Genomic DNA, 15,917 nt, shown 5'->3' on the forward strand with positions numbered 1-15,917 from the left:
AGCATGTCACCGGCTGCGAGCTCCGGCCGCCGCTCTGCCGGCGGAAGGGGCCTTCAGGGCGATCAGGTCCTCCCGCAGCCGCACCGCGTAGTGCGCGGGGCCGTCCCGCCGCAGCTCGGGTGCGGGCCGGCCGGCGTAGCGCAGCACCTCGTGGCCGCCGAGGTCGAGGCAGTACAGCCGTCGGTCAGCCCGAACCAGTGCAGCTCGGGCTCGGTCCGGCCCCAGGGGCGCACCGACTCCGGGGGAGTCAGGCCGAAGCGGACGCGGACGGCGGGCGTGGCCACGGGGCCGAGCATGTCACCGGCTGCGAGCTCCGGCCGCCGCTCTGCCGGCGGAAGGGGCCTTCCGAAGGCTCGCCGCGCACACCGACGCCGACGTCCCGGCACCGTCGGGTTCGCCCCGCGCCGCAGGCCCCACGGGCCTGCGAAAACGCCCGTGAAGACGCCCTGATTTGTCTGATCAGTCGTCACAACACCCTTACCATAGGACACTTGTCTGTCCGTCAGATGACTAGGATGATCAGGCAATCCCCTCTCGCGGTGGGTATGGGCGTCGGATTTTGGCCACGTCGACCGCCGCGCGCGTTCCGGTGCGTTCGTTCCGTACGGACCGGAATCCGATGGGTTGTACCGGGTCTGGTCGACCTCTCCGAGTTCATGAGGATCTGATGACGAGTCATATGTCGGGAGTGGTGTTCTGGCCTGTCGCCGTCGTCGCGCTGGTGGCCCTTTTCCTATGGGTCCGGCAGGCGTTCGTGGCGGCACGGCTCAGGAAGCGGCTCACCGCGGCCGAGGAGGATGTGCGGCTCCGCGAGGCGGAGGCCGCACATCTGGTCACGGTCAGGCTGTCCGCCGTGGAGATGGGCGGGCGGCGTCCGCCGCAGGGACTGCGGGACGAACGGCTGGCCGGTACGGCGTACGCGGACAGCATGGACCGGATCGTGGGCCGCTTCGTCGGCGCCGTCGAGAAGGCCCAGGTGCGCGCCGACCAGTCGGCGAAGTCCACCCTCAAGGCGGCGATGCGCTCGGTGCAGGCGCTGGCGAACGAACAGCAGCTGTCCATCTCCGACATGCAGGATCGCTATGACAATCCGAACGTTCTGCAGGACCTGATGGAGATCGACCACGCCAACTCGCAGTTCGGGCGCCGGGCGCAGGCCATCGCGGTGCTGTGCGGATCGTGGCCGGGACGGCAGCGCGCCGCCTCGCCGCTGATCGACGTGCTGCGCGGCGCCAAGTCCCGTATCCGCGACTACCAGCGGGTCGAGATCGGTGCGGGTCCCGATGTCGACGTGGTCAGCCGGGCGGTGGAGCCGGTGGTGCTCGCGGTCGCCGAGCTGCTGGACAACGCCACCCGGCACTCGCAGCCGAACACCTCGGTCGAGGTCGCCGTCCGGCCCGCGCACAACGGCACCACGATCGTCATCGACGACGCGGGCGTCGGCATGGACGAGCTGGAGATCTCGGTCGCGGGCGAGCGGCTGACGGGCGGCGAGAACCTGGACATCAACGGGCTCGGCGACCCGCCGCAGTTCGGGTTCGCGGTGATCGGCGTGCTGGCCGCGCGCTACGGCTTCGCGGTGTCGGTGGACACCAGGTCGCCCTACGGCGGTGTGCGGGCCGTGCTGTTCCTGCCCAAGGCACTACTGATCACCGCCGGTACGGCCGCGGCCCCCGTGGTCGCGCGCGCCGCGCACGCCCGCGCGGCCGCCCAGGGCGAACTGCCGGTACGCAGGTCGTCGGCCACCCGCGCGGTCGAGGCCGAGCGCCCGGCCCAGCCCGTGGCGGCCGTCGCGGCGACCGAACCGGTGCACGAACGCGCGGTGTACGAGCGCGCGTTCGGCGAGGTCGTACCCGAGACCCCCATCACCGGCGCCACCGCGGGCGGCCTGCCCAAGCGCCGCAGGCGTGAGGTCAGCGAGGAACAGCGCGCGACCCTGCACGCACACACAGTGGAAGCGGTGGCCGACGAGGACACCGGACCGGTCCGTACCCCGTACGAGACCGCATCCCGTATGGGCGCGTTCGCCCGTGGCACGCGCTCCGGGCGCGCGGAATCCGCCGATGACGAAGGGACGACTCAGGAATGAACGACCATATGGCCAACGAACTGGGCTGGATGCTCGACGAGGTCCTGAAAGTCCCGGAGGCGCGGCACGCGATCCTGCTGTCCGCGGACGGGATGCTCAGATCACACTCGCAGGGCATCGGCCGCGACGAGGCGGAACGCCAGGCCGCGGCCCTGTCGGGGCTTCAGTCCATCAGCCGCAGCACCGCGGAATTCTGCGGCAAGGACGGTTCGCCCTGGCAGCAGACCCTGGTCGAATTCGCCGAGGGCTACGTCTTCCTGGTCGCGGCCGGCGCGGGAGCGTACCTGGCGGTCTCGGCCACGCAGCGCGTGGACATGGAGATGGTGACCTACCGCATGCAGAAACTCGTCGACCGGCTCGGCAAGGAGCTGACCAGCCCGCCCCGCCAGGACGCGGCACCCATCCGGCCGGGCACCACCGTACGCTCATGACCCCGCCGCGCAGGCGTGAGAAGGGGCTCGTGCGGTCCTATGTCGTCACCGACGGGCGGGCTCACCCGACGCGCAACACCCTGGACATCGTCACACTGGTGAACGCCGTGACCACCCGTCCGCTGTCCGGGCTCACGCCCGAGCGGCGCGCGGTGATGGAGCTGTGCCGGGGCGGGGCGCTGTCCGTCGCCGAAGTGGCGGGGCACCTCACCCTCCCGATCAGCGTCACCAAAGTGCTGATCAGCGACCTCATCGACAGTGGTCACATCATCGCAAGGGCCGCCATCCCCAGGGCCGAACTCCCCGACGCCCAGCTTCTGCAGGAGGTGCTCAATGGGCTCCGCGCCCGCCTCTGAACGCGCCCTCGTACCAACGGGCGGACCCTCGTACGTGGCCGCCTCCGTCAGGACCGCGGCCAAGATCCTGGTCGTCGGGCACTTCGCGGTCGGCAAGACCACCTTCGTCGGGACGCTCTCCGAGATCCGGCCGCTGCGGACCGAGGAGCCCCTGTCGCAGGCCGGCGCGCGTATCGACGACCTGGCGGGCGTACCCGACAAGACCACCACCACCGTGGCCATGGACTTCGGGCGGCTCACGCTGAGCGAGAGCCTGGTGCTCTACCTGTTCGGCGCGCCCGGTCAGAAACGTTTCGCTCAGCTGTGGACCGACATGCTGCAGGGCGCGCTCGGCGCCATCGTGCTCGCCGACACCCGGCGGCTCGACCAGTCCTTCGACGTGATGGGGCTGCTGGAGGAGTACGGCATGCCGTACGCGGTCGCGGTCAACCGTTTCGACGGGGCGCCGCCCTTCCCCGAGGCGGAGGTGCGCGAGGCGCTCGACCTGCTGCCGGACACACCGCTGATCACCTGCGACGCCCGCGATCCCGCTTCCTCCACCATGGCGCTGATCGCCCTGGTGGAACACCTGCAGTCCCGAAACACCCCCGCCGATCAGGAGTTCCGAACCGGATGACGTCCCCCACCGCGCCCGAGCCCGCCTACGCCGCCGTACCGCCCCCCGGGTGCCCTGCCCACGCGGGCGGCCTCGCACGGCTGTACGGGCCCGACCACGCCGCCGACCCCAAGGCGACCTTCGCAGCACTGCGCAAGCAGGGCAGCGTCGCCCCCGTGGAGATCGCGCCCGGTGTCGAGGCCACGCTTGTCATCGGCTACCAGAGCGCGCTGGAGGTCCTGCGCAGCCCCGAGCGGTTCTCGAAGAACCCGCGCAGGTGGCAGGCGCTGGCCGACGGTTCCGTGCCGGCCGACAGCCCGGTCGTGCCGATGATGATGCACCGGCCCAACGCCCTGTGGTCCGACGGCGAGGAGCACGCCCGCTACCGCAGCGCGATCACCGACACCCTCGCCCAGATCGACCCCAACGAGCTGCGCGGCCACGTCGAGGAGTGCGCCGACATCCTCATCGACCGGATCGGCCCGGACGGCACCGCCGACCTGCTCAGCGACTACAGCGCGATGCTGCCGATGCTGGTCTTCAACCGGATGTTCGGCTGCCCGGCCGACATCGGCGACAAGCTGGTCTTCGGCATGTCCCGCATCTTCGACGCCGAGGCCGACGCGGAGAAGGCCAACCAGGTCCTCACCGAGGGCGGCATCGAACTGGTCGCGCTCAAGCGCCGCGAGCCGGGCGCCGACGTCACGTCCTGGATGATGGCGCACCCCGCCAAGCTCACCGACCTGGAGATGCTGCACCAGCTCGCGCTGCTGATGGGCGCGGGCACCGAGCCGGAGCAGAACCTGATCTGCAACGCGCTGCTCCTGCTGCTGTCCGACGACCGCTTCGCCGGCGACCTGGCGGGCGGCAGCATGCCGGTCGACGAGGCGCTCGACGAGGTGCTGTGGACCGACCCGCCGCTGGCGAACTACGCGGTGCACTACGCGATCCAGGACACCGAGGTCGACGGCGTCGAGGTGCCCGCCGGACGCCCGGTCCTGGTCAGCTTCACCGCCGCCAACACCGACCCGGCGCTCAGCGGCGAACGGCGCGCCGGCAACCGCGCCCACCTGGCATGGAGCGCGGGCCCGCACACCTGCCCCGCCAAGAGCGCCGCCCGGCTGATCGCGGCCGTCGCGGTGGAAAAGCTGCTCGACCGGCTGCCGGACGTCGAACTCGACTGCGAGGTGGAGCAGCTGGAGTGGCGGCAGGGCCCCTTCCACCGGGCCCTCACCGCGCTGCCCGTACGTTTCCCGCCGATCGCCGTCACGGTGCCGGCCGCCACGGACGAGACTTCTGGAGACACCGAATGGAATCCCAAGCCCGCCCCGTCGTCATCGACCCCGCAGGACGCGACATCCACGGCGAGGGGGCCCGTCTCCGCGAAAGCGGCCCCGCGGCGCTGGTGGCGCTTCCTGGCGGTGTGGAGGCGTGGGCGGTAACCGACCAGACGCTGCTCAAGGAGCTGCTGACCGACGCCAGGGTCTCCAAGGACCCGCGGCAGCACTGGGCGGCCTGGGCCAACGGCGAGATCACCCCCGACTGGCCGCTGTTCACCTGGGTGGCGGTCACCAACATGTTCACCGCCTACGGGGGCGACCACCGGCGGCTGCGCAAGCTGGTGGCGACGGCCTTCACCGCCCGCCGCGCCGAGGCGATGCGCCCGTGGATCGAGCGGATGACCGCGGACCTGCTCGACGGGCTCGCCGCCCTGCCGGCCGGTGAGCCGGTCGACCTGCGCGAGGCGTACTGCTACCCGATCCCGATCCAGGTGATCTGCCAGCTCTTCGGCATCGACGACGAGGACACCCGCAAGGAGCTGCGCCGGCTGGTCGACAACATCTTCAACACCGCCATCAGCGCGGAGGAGGCCGTCGCCACCTTCACCGGCATCCACCAGGTGCTGTCGGACCTGGTCGCCCTCAAGCGGGAGACGCCGGGCGACGACCTCACCAGTGTGCTCATCGGCGCGCGCGAGGAGGACGGCTCGCGGCTGACCGAGGGCGAACTCGTGGACACCCTGATCCTGATGATCAGCGCGGGCCACGAGACCACCGTCAACCTGCTCGACAACGCTGTCCACGCGCTGCTCACCCACCCGGAACAGCTCGCACTGGTCCGGGCGGGAAAGGCCAACTGGAGCGACGTCATCGAGGAGACGCTGCGCGCCGAGCCGCCGATCGCCCATCTGCCGCTGCGGTACGCGGTGGACGACATCTCGGCCGGCGGTGTCGACATCAAGAAGGGCGAGGCGATCCTGGCCTCGTACGCGGCGGCGGGCCGCCACCCGGCCTACCACGGGCCCACCGCCGACCGGTTCGACATCACCCGGGTCAACAAGGAACACCTCGCCTTCGGGCACGGCGCCCACTTCTGCCTCGGCGCACCGCTGGCCCGGCTCGAGGCCGAGATCGCCCTGCCCGCGCTCTTCGCGCGCTTCCCCGGGCTCGCGCTGGCGGCGCCGCGGGAGGAGCTGCCGCCGGTCGAGTCGTTCATCTCGAACGGCCACGTGAGCCTGCCGGTGCGGCTGGGCTGAGCGCCTCGTACGACGGCGCCCCCGTCCGCGGCTGCCGCGGACGGGGGCACTTGGCTGGATACCGCCGCGGCGCCCGCCCGGAGCGCCGCGGTACGGCTACGAGGCGGCGCGCAGGATGTCCGCGACGATCGGGCCGGCGGACTTGTTGCCGTGGTCGCCCTGCACGACCATCGCCGCGGCGGCCACATGGCCGCTGTAGGCGGTGAACCAGCCGGTCGGCAGGTCGTCCTTGTTCTCCTCCGCCGAGCCGGTCTTGGCGCCGTACGGACTCGCGACGCCGGTCAGCAGGCCCCTGGCGGTGCCCGAGACCGCCGTCGTGTGCATCATCGACATCAGGTTCTGCCGCACGGAGCCGGGCAGCGCGGTGGCGTGGATCGTCTGCCGGTTCTCGATCAGGTCCTTGTCCTGGAGGATCGACGGCTGCTGGAACTGCCCGCTGCGTACGGTGGCGGCGACCGACGCCATGTTCAGCGTGTTCATCAGGACCTGGCCCTGGCCGATCATCTCCGACGTCATCTCGTCGCCGGTGCCGCCGGGGATGCTGCCGTCGGTGGTGCCGGTGCCGGTGTACCAGGGGCGGCTGTCGCCCGCGAGGCCGAAGTAGTCGCGGCCGACCTTGGTCAGGGTGCCGGAGTCCAGGTATTTCGAGAGCCGGATGAAGCCGGTGTTGCAGGAGTTGGCGAAGTCCCAGGAAAAGGTGGCGTCGGGCTTGTCCCGCGTGACGTTCTCGTACTTCTTGCCGCCCGCCGCCGCGTAGCCGTTGTAGCACTGGGACTTCACCGTCGGGGAGATGCCGTGCCTGTACTCCGCCGAGGGCGGGGCCAGCATCAGTGCGGTGGCGGTCACGATCTTGAAGGTGGAGCCGGGCGGCTGGAGGCTCAGCGCGTAGTTCGTGCCGCCGGGCGGGTTGGCCGCCATGGCGAGGATCTTGCCGGTGCTGGTGTCCAGCGCGGTCACCCCCGACTGCCCGTACTTCTTCACCGCATTCTCCGCCGCCGTCTGGATGCCGGCGTCCAGGGTGGTCTTGAGCTGCGCGTTCTTGCCCGGCTTGACCACGTACAGCGTCTTGACGGCGCTGCCGTCGTCGGCGGCCACATAGGTCTCGATGCCGGGGGAGCCGCCGAGATGCGCGTCCGCGTACCGTTTGCGCAGGTCCGCGAAGACATCGGTCAGGCCCGGATACTGCTCGGCCGTCATCGTCTCGCCGTGCCGGTCCACCAGGTCGAGCTGCGGTGCGGTCACGAGCCCCGTGACCACCGACTGCCCTTCCTTGAGGTCGGGCTCCATGACGCTCGGCGTCCACTTGACGGCCGGATCGCCCACCGTGTTGCGGCCGACGGTCAGCGTCGAGCCGTACGTCCAGATCTGCGGCGCGAGACTCTCGTACGAGATGGTCGCGCGCACCGTGTACGACACGGTCATGCCGGCCGGGCCGGCCGCACTGGTCGCGTCGGTCGCGTTGTCCGACGGCGTCGCGGTGGCCGTGACCTTGCTGATGCTGCCCTTCGCTTTGAACTCCTCCAGCGCGGCCGTCGCGGTCTGGACGGAGTCCGTCAGCTTGGCGGCCGCCTGGTCGTCCCCCGACGACCAGGCGGCCAGGAAGTCGGCCGCGGTATGGGTGACGTCCTTCGCGGTGAGCGGGCTGTCGTCCCTGACCGTCGTGGTCGCCGGCGCACTGCCGCTCCCGCCGCCGTCCAGGCCGCTGTAGATGTTGTAGGCGCCGTATCCTGCGACGCCCACCATGCCGATGAAGACCGTGCCGATGATGCCTGCCTTGAGCCCCCGTGCCATGGGCACCGAGATCCCCCCTCTGTCCCACCCCCTGAACGCGTTCGAATGACCGCGCTCCCAGCCGCACCCTACGGGACGGGTGTGACAGGGCAGGTCTCGGGAAAGACACGGCTTCGTCCCCGCCTCGTCCCACCCGCAACCGCCCGCGCCCCGCCCGCAACGGGGCGGCCCGCACCGGTCGTCGGCGGATCGGCGCGCGGGGTCAGACCCAGGAGTCGAACCACATGCGGGCCTGCCAGCCGCTGTAGGGGATGGTCATGCCGGTGTAGATCGGGAAGAAGTAGATGAAGTTCCAGATGATCAGCAGCACCAGAGTGCCCGCGCCGACCGCGCCCCACATCCGGCGGCCCTCGCTGGACCCCGGTGGGCCGAGGAAGGCGCCCACCATCATCGCCACCGCCAGGCAGAGGTAGGGCACGAAGGAGACCGCGTAGAAGTAGAAGATCGTGCGGTCCTGGTAGTGCATCCACGGCAGCAGGCCGGCGCCCACCGCGCACAGGATCGTGCCCGCCCGCCAGTCGCGGCGCAGCACCCAGCGGTAGAGCAGGTACAGCAGTGCGAAGCACGCCGACCACCACAGCAGCGGGGTGCCCAGCGCCAGGATCTCCTTCGAGCAGCCCCCGGTGCTGTGGCAGCCGTCCTGGCCGAACTTCGGCGACTCGAAGTAGTACGACACCGGACGGCCGAGGACGAGCCAGCTCCACGGGTTGGACTGGTACGGGTGGGGCGTGTGCAGTGTCACATTGAACTGGTAGACCTCGTACTCGTAATGCCACAGGCTGCGCAGCGGCGCCGGGATCCACGACCAGGTGCCGCCGCGGTTGTCGGCCCAGTGCCGCCCGTAGCCCTTGTCGGACAGGAACCAGCCGGTCCAGGTCGCCAGATAGGTGAGCAGCGCGACCGGGATCATGGTCAGCACCGACCAGCCGAAGTCCTTGCGCAGCACGGCCGTGACCGGGCGGCGGGCGCCCGCCAGGCGGCGCGAGCCGAGGTCCCACGCCAGGGTCAGGATCGTGAAGAACGCCAGGAAGTACAGGCCGTTCCACTTGCTCGCCGCGGCCAGGCCGAGGAAAACCGCCGCCGCAATACGCCACGGGCGCCAGCCCATGCCGACCTTTTCCCCGACCTGCCGGTCGGGTCCAGCCCAGCCGGACTCGTCCACCGGCAGCGCCCGGGCCAGCCGGGCTCTGGACCAGTCGCGGTCCACCAGCAGGCAGCCGAAGGCGGCCAGCGCGAAGAACATGATCACCAGGTCGAGCAGCGCGATCCGGCTCATCACGAACTGCAGGCCGTCCACCGCCATCAGCAGCCCGGCCAGGCAGCCCAGCGCGGTGGAGCGGAAGAGCCGGCGCCCGATGCGGCACAGCATCAGCACCGACAGGGTGCCGAGCACGGCCATCATGAACCGCCAGCCGAAGGGGTTCATGCCGAACATCCACTCGCCGACCGCGATCACCCACTTGCCGGCCGGCGGATGCACCACGTAGCCGGGCGCGTCGGACAGCGGGATGGTCTGCGGGTGGCCCAGCAGGTCCGGGTTGGTGATCTTGGCGTCCGGCCAGGTGCCCTCGTAGCCGAACTGGAGCAGCGACCAGGCGTCCTTGGCGTAGTACGTCTCGTCGAAGACGACCTCGCGCGGTGTGCCCAGGTGCCAGAAGCGCAGCCCGCCCGCGAAGGCCGCCACCAGAAGCGGGCCGAGCCAGCCCGACACCCTGGCCAGCAGGTGGGAGAGCCGCGGGCCCGCGCCCAGCGACTGCCACATCCGGGTCCCCGGCTCGGGGAACGGCGGCACCAGGCGCTCGCGGGTGTCGGTGCGCGGCCGTTCCGCATAGCCGAACCTGCGCAGCCGTTGCGCCCAGGGGCTCGGATGCGGCTGTGCCAGAACACCCTCGGGGGCCCGGTCCTGCGTCGCGGTCTCACTCGTCACCGGCCCATCGTAGGGAACGCCTCTGAAAATGTGATGAGGTCGGCGCCCGGAGCCCCTGTTTGTCCGTAAACCCGGCTACCGGGTCCTGGCGGAGAGCGGACGGCCGCAGGTGGGAAGCTTGGCGGGTGACCACGCAAGCCGCAGGCGTCCTCGTACTGGCCGGAACTCCCATCGGCGACCCCGCGGACGCCCCGCCGCGGCTCGGCACCGAGCTGACCGGCGCCGACGTCATCGCCGCCGAGGACACCCGGCGGCTGCGGCGGCTGACCCAGGCGCTCGGCATCGAACCGGCCGGGCGGATCGTGTCCTACTTCGAGGGCAACGAGGCCGGCCGCACCCCGGAACTGGTCGAGGCGCTGGCAGGCGGCGCCCGTGTGGTCCTGGTCACCGACGCGGGCATGCCGTCCGTGTCCGACCCCGGCTACCGGCTGGTCGCCGCGGCCGTCGAACGCGGCATCACCGTGACCGCGGTCCCCGGCCCCTCCGCCGTCCTGACCGCGCTCGCCGTCTCCGGGCTGCCGGTGGACCGCTTCTGCTTCGAGGGCTTCCTGCCCCGCAAGGCCGGCGAGCGGCTGGCCCGGCTGCGCGAAGTCGCCGCGGACCGCAGGACGCTGGTCTACTTCGAGGCCACGCACCGCATCGACGACACCCTCGCGGCCATGGCCGAGGTCTTCGGCGGCGAGCGGCGAGCGGCGGTGTGCCGCGAGCTGACCAAGACGTACGAGGAGGTCCGTCGCGGGCCGCTGGCCGAGCTGGCGCAATGGGCGAAGGACGGCGTAAGGGGCGAGATCACCGTCGTGGTCGAGGGCGCCGCCGCGCCGGGCCCCGCGGACCTCGACCCGGCCGAGATCGTCCGCCGGGTCGCGGCGCGCGAGGCGGCGGGGGAGCGGCGCAAGGAGGCCATCGCGGCGGTCGCGGCGGACGCGGGGCTGCCGAAGCGCGAGGTCTTCGACGCGGTCGTCGCCGCCAAGCACGGCGCGGTCTGACGCCCGGCACGGTCCTTCGCCACGGCGCGGCCTGACACCCGGCCGCGTCCGGCGCCATGGTGCGGTCTGACGTACGGCGCGGCCGTGTGCCGCGGCGCGGCCTTGAGCCCGGCCCGTCCGATGCCGCGGCACGGTATCACCGCGGCTCACCGCGATTCCGCGCCGCCGCCCGGCCGGGGATTTCACAGGTCGCGGGCATGAGGTGAGCAGGGTCGCGTGCACTAAACCGGGCGCATGGCAAAGCAATACCGCCCATCTCCCACATAGACCTCAAATCTGGCTCAAGAGTCGTATAGGCCTACTGCGCCGGGCCGCTGCGGGGCGTTCGCTTGCAGGGAAGTCCCGGTCCGGGCACGGCGCCCGGAGGGCACGCAGGAGCTGCACATGAGCGACACCACAGGAAGCGGGCCGCAGCCGCGGCCGGCCGCCGGCACCGGTGCGAACGTGGTCCACGAGGCGTACTCCTTCGCCTGCATGAACTGCGGTCACGGCTGGGAGCAGGCCTACGAGATCGAGCACCACGTCGACACTTCCGGCCGCCCCTACGTCACCTATCTCGCCGACGGCAGCCAGGTGCCGTCCCCGCTCACCCACCCCACCTGCCAGAACTGCGACGGCCACCGGGTGCACATCATGCGTCCCGGACGGGTCGCCGGCGTGGCCGCCGCCAGGCCCGTGGCGCACCGCCCCGCCCGGGTGCGGCGGACCACCGCCAGGCCGGCCCGCAACTGGTCCGCGCTCCACTTCCTGCACCGCAGGAGCGACGGGGAGACAGCGGCGGAATGAGCCGGGTTCCCGGTCCCTAGGATCGGGGCATGCCAGACAGGGACACCAAGAGAACGACCGCGCCTCCGGCGCCCGAGCCGCTGCGGGTCGCGGTCGCCGACTCCCACACCCACCTCGACATGCAGTCAGGAAGCGTCGCGGACGCCGTCGCGCAGGCCGCGGCGGTCGGCGTCGACACGCTCGTCCAGGTCGGGTGCGACCTCGCGGGGTCGCGCTGGGCCGCGCGGACGGCTGCCGAGTGGGACCGCATCTGGGCCACGGTGGCGCTTCACCCGAACGAAGCGCCACGAGTGGCGGACCGCGCCTCCGAAGGGGGCAGGGCGGGGCTCGACGCCGAGATCGACGAGATCGACGCGCTGGCCGCGCTGCCGCAGGTCCTCGGGGTCGGCGAGACCGGCCTCGACTACTTCCGCACCGGCCCCGACGGGGTCCAGGACCAGCAGCACTCCTTCCGGCGGCACATCGACATCGCCAAACGCCACGGCAAAGCGCTGGTCATCCACGACCGGGACGCCCACGCGGACGTCCTGCGCATCCTCCAGGAGGAGGGCGCGCCCCCCTCCGTGGTCTTCCACTGCTACTCCGGGGACGCCGAGATGGCGAAGGTGTGCGCCGAGCGCGGCTACTACATGTCCTTCGCCGGGACCGTCAGCTACAAGTCCGCCCAGAATCTGCGGGACGCTGTCGCCGTCGCCCCGCTCGACCGTCTCCTGGTCGAGACCGACGCGCCCTTCCTGACCCCGGTGCCGCACCGCGGGCGGCCCAACGCGCCCTACCTCATCCCGGTCACACTGCGGGCGATGGCCGCGGCCAGGGGCGACGACGAGGACCGCCTGGCGACGGCGATCGCCGCCAATACGGCGCGGGCGTTCGGCTACGACACGTGACGGAAATACGAAGTTTTGCAGCTTTTATGATTTAAAGTCCGGCGTCGTGACCATTCACCTTGCCGGACGGGTACGCAGGCTCGTACCGCAGACGCTCGTCGTCGCGGTACTCGCCGGCGGCGCGGGTGCGTATGTCGTGGCCGAGAAGACCGTACGCCTGAGCGTCGACGGGCGGGTGCAGACCGTCCACACGTTCGCCGCGGACGTCGAGGGCGTCCTGCGCCAGCAGCACATCGGGGTCGGCGGGCACGACCTCGTGGCGCCCGAGCCCGGGCGCCCGCTGCACAACGGCGACGCCGTGGCCGTACTCCACGGCCGCCCGCTGACCCTCACGCTCGACGGGCGGCAGCGGCAGGTCTGGACGACGGGGACGACCGTCGCCGACGCCCTGCGCCAGCTCGGTGTCCGCGCGGACGGGGCCTTCGTGGACGCCTCGCGCGGCGCCGCCATCGGGCGGCGCGGGCTCGAACTCTCCGTACGCACCCAGCGGCGGCTCACCGTCGTGGCGGACGGGCGGGCGCGCATCGTCCGCACGCACGCGGTGACCGTGGGCGGGGCCGTGGCCGACGCCGGGCTCTTCCTCGGCCCCGAGGACACGCTGTCACCGGCCGTCGGCGCCTTCCCGCCGGACGGCGGCACCGCGACGATCGTACGGGTCCGCACGTCGGAGGCCGTGCGCCAGGAGCCGGTGCCCTACCGCGTCGTACGGCACCACGACGCGCACCTCGCCCGCGGGACCACTGTCGTGGACGTCGAGGGACGGAACGGGGTGCGTGAGATCCACTACACCGTCCGCACGGTCGACGGCGTGCCAGGGCCGGCCCACGTCCTGAGCACCGAGGTCACCCGGGAGCCCGTGGCCGAAGTCGTCCGCGTCGGCACGCATTCCGCCGGCGCGAGCACCGGCCGGGGCGGCCCCGGCCGGCGCGAGCCTGCCGCCCCCGGCCGGCAGGAGTCCTCCGTGCGGGGCGGGGGCGGCGGCCTCGACTGGCACGGGCTCGCCCAGTGCGAGTCCGGCGGGCGGGTGAACGCGGTCGACCCGTCCGGGCGGTACGGAGGGCTCTACCAGTTCGACACGCAGACCTGGCGGAGCCTGGGCGGGCGGGGGCGGCCGCAGGACGCGAGCGCCGCGGAGCAGACGCTCCGCGCGCAACGGCTCTACGCCTCGCGCGGCGCCGCGCCCTGGCCGGTGTGCGGCCGCCACCTCCTCCACGGCTGAACTCGCTCCTCGCGGGGCTTGCCGGCGTTCACAGCGCCGCCGCACTGCGGCCGCCCGCGCAGCTCCCCGCGCCCCTGGGCGGCTGCCCCTTGCGGTGGCGTTGCTTGCCTGCGGCGGCTGCGTCGTGGTTGCTCGCGCCGTTCCCCGCGCCCCTGAGGGTTGCCCTCTGCGGCGGGGGAGCCGCTTTCCGCGGTGAACTCACCCTCTGCGGCGGAGGAACCGTGCGCCGAAGGGGCGCGGGGAACTGCGCGCTCGGCCACGATGGTGGGAAAGGTGCGGCGCCACGGTGAGTGGCCCCCGGCTGAAGGGGCGCGGGGGACCGCGCGGCCAGCCACGGCAGGCCTGAGGTCGACGAGCGGCACAGGCACCCCGCAGGGGATCGCTCGATTAGCCTAGGGCGCGTGAGTGGCACTGAGAGCGACCCCCTGCTCGGACCCGCCGACGTACGTGAGCTGGCCGCGGCGCTCGGCGTGCGCCCGACCAAGCAGCGCGGCCAGAACTTCGTGATCGACGCGAACACCGTACGGAAGATCGTGCGGACCGCGGGGGTCGGGCCCGACGACACGGTCGTCGAGGTCGGCCCCGGCCTCGGCTCGCTCACCCTGGCCCTGCTGGAAGCGGCCGCACACGTGACGGCGATCGAGATCGACGACGTCCTGGCCGCGGCGCTGCCCGCGACCGTCGCGGCCCGGCTGCCCGGCAGGGTGGACCGTTTCGACCTGGTCCACAGCGACGCCATGGCGGTGACCGGGCTTCCGGGCCCGCCGCCCACCGCGCTGGTGGCGAACCTGCCGTACAACGTCGCCGTCCCCGTGCTGCTGCACATGCTCGCGACCTTCCCGGGCATCGAGCGCACGCTCGTCATGGTGCAGTCCGAGGTCGCCGACCGGCTCGCCGCCGGGCCCGGCAACAAGGTCTACGGCGTGCCCTCGGTGAAGGCGAACTGGTATGCCGACGTCAAGCGGGCCGGCGCCATCGGCCGCAGCGTCTTCTGGCCCGCGCCCAACGTGGACTCGGGCCTCGTCGCCCTCGCCCGGCGCGACCCGCCCGCCACGACGGCGACCCGCCAGGAGGTCTTCGCCGTGGTCGACGCCGCCTTCGCGCAGCGCCGCAAGACGCTGCGGGCCGCGCTCGCCGGATGGGCCGGTTCCGCGGCGGCGGCGGAGGCCGCGTTGGTCGCCGCCGGAGTATCCCCGCAGGCACGTGGGGAAGCACTGACCGTCGAGGAATTCGCCGCCGTCGCCGAGCACAAGCCGTAGCCGATCATGAGGAGCCCCCGCCCGTGACTGCCGTCACCGTCCGAGTGCCCGCCAAGGTCAACGTCCAGCTGTCCGTGGGCGGACGACGCCCCGACGGCTTCCACGACCTGGCCACCGTCTTCCTCGCGGTCGGGCTCTACGACCACGTCACCGCCGCGCCCGCGGACGGCCTGCGGATCACCGCGGCGGGCCGGGACGTGGCGAGCGTCCCGCTCGACGGGACGAACCTGGCCGCGCGGGCGGCGGTCGCGCTCGCCAAGCGCTACGGGGTCGAGCCGGACGTGCACCTGCACATCGACAAGGACATCCCGGTGGCCGGGGGTATGGCCGGCGGGTCCGCGGACGCGGCGGGCGCGCTGGTCGCGTGCGACGCGCTGTGGGGGATCGGCGCCCCCCGTGAGGAACTGCTCGCGCTGTGCGCGGACCTCGGCAGTGATGTGCCGTTCAGCCTGGTGGGGGGCGCCGCGCTCGGGGTGGGGCGCGGGGAGATCCTGACGCCGCTGGAGGTCGGCGGGGAATTCCACTGGGTCTTCGCCGTCGCCGAAGGGGGCTTGTCCACGCCGGACGTCTACCGCGAGTGCGATCGCCTGCGGCGGGCCGGCGGGGGGAGTGACCTCGCCGCGGACCTCGCCGAGCCGGCGGCTGACCCCGCGCTCGTCGCCGCGCTGCGGGAGGGGTCGGCCGAGGCGCTCGCCGGGGCGCTGTCCAACGACCTCCAGGCCGCTTCCGTCGGCCTGCGGCCGGGGCTCGCCGACACACTTGGCGCCGGGCTCGCGGGCGGCGCCCTTGCCGCGCTTGTCTCCGGGTCGGGGCCGACCTGTGCGTTTCTCGTGCCCTCGGCTCCGGAGGCCGCCTCGCTTGCCGCCGCGCTGCCCTTCCGGGCCTATCCGGCCCTCTCGCCGGCCCCGGGCGCCACCCTTCTCTGACCCCCGCCGCCGCCCTGCCGGGCTTGTGCCGTTCCTCGACCGCGGGCCCGCCGTCGCTGGTGGCGCGGTTCCCCGCGCCCCTGGGCCGGTGCCATGTGCCGTGGCGCCGCACCTTTCCCACCATCGTGG

At 72.4% G+C, this 15,917-nt stretch carries 15 protein-coding genes; 12 read left to right on the plus strand and 3 right to left on the minus strand.

The features are described from left to right. Nucleotides 1-62: 62 nt before the first annotated feature. Nucleotides 63-296, minus strand: coding sequence for a DUF5984 family protein (locus tag V7E46_RS33965; protein WP_443054311.1), 234 nt, complete (start codon nucleotides 294-296; stop codon nucleotides 63-65). Between the two features lie 371 nt (nucleotides 297-667). Here V7E46_RS33965 and V7E46_RS22875 point away from each other — a divergent pair, with 371 nt between their 5' ends. From V7E46_RS22875 to V7E46_RS22900, 6 genes are read left to right on the plus strand one after another with little or no spacing between them, the layout of a single operon-like run. Further along, nucleotides 668-2,089, plus strand: a complete 1,422-nt coding sequence (locus V7E46_RS22875) for an ATP-binding protein (protein ID WP_333770169.1) — start codon at nucleotides 668-670, stop codon at nucleotides 2,087-2,089. Then, nucleotides 2,086-2,520, plus strand: a complete 435-nt coding sequence (locus V7E46_RS22880; protein WP_333770170.1) for a roadblock/LC7 domain-containing protein — start codon at nucleotides 2,086-2,088, stop codon at nucleotides 2,518-2,520. Before V7E46_RS22875 ends, V7E46_RS22880 begins: the two co-directional genes overlap by 4 nt. After that, nucleotides 2,517-2,876, plus strand: a complete 360-nt coding sequence (locus V7E46_RS22885; protein WP_329178363.1) for a DUF742 domain-containing protein — start codon at nucleotides 2,517-2,519, stop codon at nucleotides 2,874-2,876. Before V7E46_RS22880 ends, V7E46_RS22885 begins: the two co-directional genes overlap by 4 nt. Beyond that, nucleotides 2,854-3,492, plus strand: coding sequence for a GTP-binding protein (locus V7E46_RS22890; RefSeq protein WP_329178364.1), 639 nt, complete (start codon nucleotides 2,854-2,856; stop codon nucleotides 3,490-3,492). Before V7E46_RS22885 ends, V7E46_RS22890 begins: the two co-directional genes overlap by 23 nt. Continuing rightward, the gene (locus V7E46_RS22895; protein ID WP_333770171.1) at nucleotides 3,489-4,913 is read left to right on the plus strand and encodes a cytochrome P450; all 1,425 of its coding nucleotides are present in this window, start codon (nucleotides 3,489-3,491) and stop codon (nucleotides 4,911-4,913) included. Before V7E46_RS22890 ends, V7E46_RS22895 begins: the two co-directional genes overlap by 4 nt. Beyond that, complete coding sequence (locus tag V7E46_RS22900) at nucleotides 4,877-6,007, plus strand: cytochrome P450 family protein (protein ID WP_333770172.1); 1,131 nt, start codon at nucleotides 4,877-4,879, stop codon at nucleotides 6,005-6,007. The genes V7E46_RS22895 and V7E46_RS22900 overlap by 37 nt, the downstream gene beginning before the upstream one ends. Before the next feature lie 96 nt (nucleotides 6,008-6,103). Here V7E46_RS22900 and V7E46_RS22905 read toward each other — a convergent pair whose 3' ends face one another. Together V7E46_RS22905 and V7E46_RS22910 are read right to left on the minus strand one after the other, a co-directional pair. Beyond that, entirely contained in the window at nucleotides 6,104-7,798 is a 1,695-nt protein-coding gene (locus V7E46_RS22905; protein ID WP_333770180.1) for a penicillin-binding transpeptidase domain-containing protein, read from the minus strand. 202 nt (nucleotides 7,799-8,000) lie between these two features. Next, a complete protein-coding gene (locus V7E46_RS22910) occupies nucleotides 8,001-9,725 on the minus strand; it encodes a dolichyl-phosphate-mannose--protein mannosyltransferase (RefSeq protein WP_443054312.1) in 1,725 nt (574 codons plus the stop codon). Nucleotides 9,726-9,850: 125 nt separating this feature from the next. Here V7E46_RS22910 and rsmI point away from each other — a divergent pair, with 125 nt between their 5' ends. The 6 genes from rsmI to V7E46_RS22940 all read left to right on the plus strand — a co-directional run bounded on the left by rsmI (nucleotide 9,851) and on the right by V7E46_RS22940 (nucleotide 15,788). Then, nucleotides 9,851-10,711, plus strand: coding sequence for a 16S rRNA (cytidine(1402)-2'-O)-methyltransferase (gene rsmI, locus V7E46_RS22915; RefSeq protein ID WP_333770173.1), 861 nt, complete (start codon nucleotides 9,851-9,853; stop codon nucleotides 10,709-10,711). Nucleotides 10,712-11,095: 384 nt separating this feature from the next. Further along, nucleotides 11,096-11,497 (plus strand): hypothetical protein, encoded by a 402-nt coding sequence (locus tag V7E46_RS22920; RefSeq protein WP_443054313.1) that lies wholly within the window; start codon nucleotides 11,096-11,098, stop codon nucleotides 11,495-11,497. Nucleotides 11,498-11,526: 29 nt separating this feature from the next. After that, nucleotides 11,527-12,384: a TatD family hydrolase gene (locus V7E46_RS22925; RefSeq protein WP_333770174.1), complete on the plus strand. Its 858-nt coding sequence runs from the start codon at nucleotides 11,527-11,529 to the stop codon at nucleotides 12,382-12,384. A 46-nt stretch (nucleotides 12,385-12,430) separates the two neighbouring features. After that, the gene (locus V7E46_RS22930; RefSeq protein ID WP_333770175.1) at nucleotides 12,431-13,603 is read left to right on the plus strand and encodes a ubiquitin-like domain-containing protein; all 1,173 of its coding nucleotides are present in this window, start codon (nucleotides 12,431-12,433) and stop codon (nucleotides 13,601-13,603) included. Nucleotides 13,604-14,004: 401 nt separating this feature from the next. Further along, on the plus strand, nucleotides 14,005-14,862 hold the full coding sequence (gene rsmA, locus V7E46_RS22935) for a 16S rRNA (adenine(1518)-N(6)/adenine(1519)-N(6))-dimethyltransferase RsmA (protein ID WP_333770176.1): 858 nt from the start codon (nucleotides 14,005-14,007) through the stop codon (nucleotides 14,860-14,862). 23 nt (nucleotides 14,863-14,885) lie between these two features. After that, the gene (locus V7E46_RS22940; RefSeq protein ID WP_329178376.1) at nucleotides 14,886-15,788 is read left to right on the plus strand and encodes a 4-(cytidine 5'-diphospho)-2-C-methyl-D-erythritol kinase; all 903 of its coding nucleotides are present in this window, start codon (nucleotides 14,886-14,888) and stop codon (nucleotides 15,786-15,788) included. Nucleotides 15,789-15,917 lie beyond the last annotated feature (129 nt).

It is taken from the genome of Streptomyces sp. IBSBF 2435 (assembly GCF_036815005.1).
In the GTDB taxonomy this organism is placed as follows: domain Bacteria; phylum Actinomycetota; class Actinomycetes; order Streptomycetales; family Streptomycetaceae; genus Actinacidiphila.

Bases quoted from the DNA above. Each gene is read 5' to 3' on its own strand.
- V7E46_RS33965 (WP_443054311.1), bottom strand. From the start codon at position 296: ATGCTCGGCCCCGTGGCCACGCCCGCCGTCCGCGTCCGCTTCGGCCTG.
- V7E46_RS22925 (WP_333770174.1), top strand. From the start codon at position 11,527: ATGCCAGACAGGGACACCAAGAGAACGACCGCGCCTCCGGCGCCCGAG.
- V7E46_RS22895 (WP_333770171.1), top strand. From the start codon at position 3,489: ATGACGTCCCCCACCGCGCCCGAGCCCGCCTACGCCGCCGTACCGCCC.
- V7E46_RS22875 (WP_333770169.1), top strand. From the start codon at position 668: ATGACGAGTCATATGTCGGGAGTGGTGTTCTGGCCTGTCGCCGTCGTC.
- V7E46_RS22880 (WP_333770170.1), top strand. From the start codon at position 2,086: ATGAACGACCATATGGCCAACGAACTGGGCTGGATGCTCGACGAGGTC.
- V7E46_RS22905 (WP_333770180.1), bottom strand. From the start codon at position 7,798: ATGGCACGGGGGCTCAAGGCAGGCATCATCGGCACGGTCTTCATCGGC.
- V7E46_RS22920 (WP_443054313.1), top strand. From the start codon at position 11,096: ATGAGCGACACCACAGGAAGCGGGCCGCAGCCGCGGCCGGCCGCCGGC.
- V7E46_RS22885 (WP_329178363.1), top strand. From the start codon at position 2,517: ATGACCCCGCCGCGCAGGCGTGAGAAGGGGCTCGTGCGGTCCTATGTC.
- V7E46_RS22890 (WP_329178364.1), top strand. From the start codon at position 2,854: ATGGGCTCCGCGCCCGCCTCTGAACGCGCCCTCGTACCAACGGGCGGA.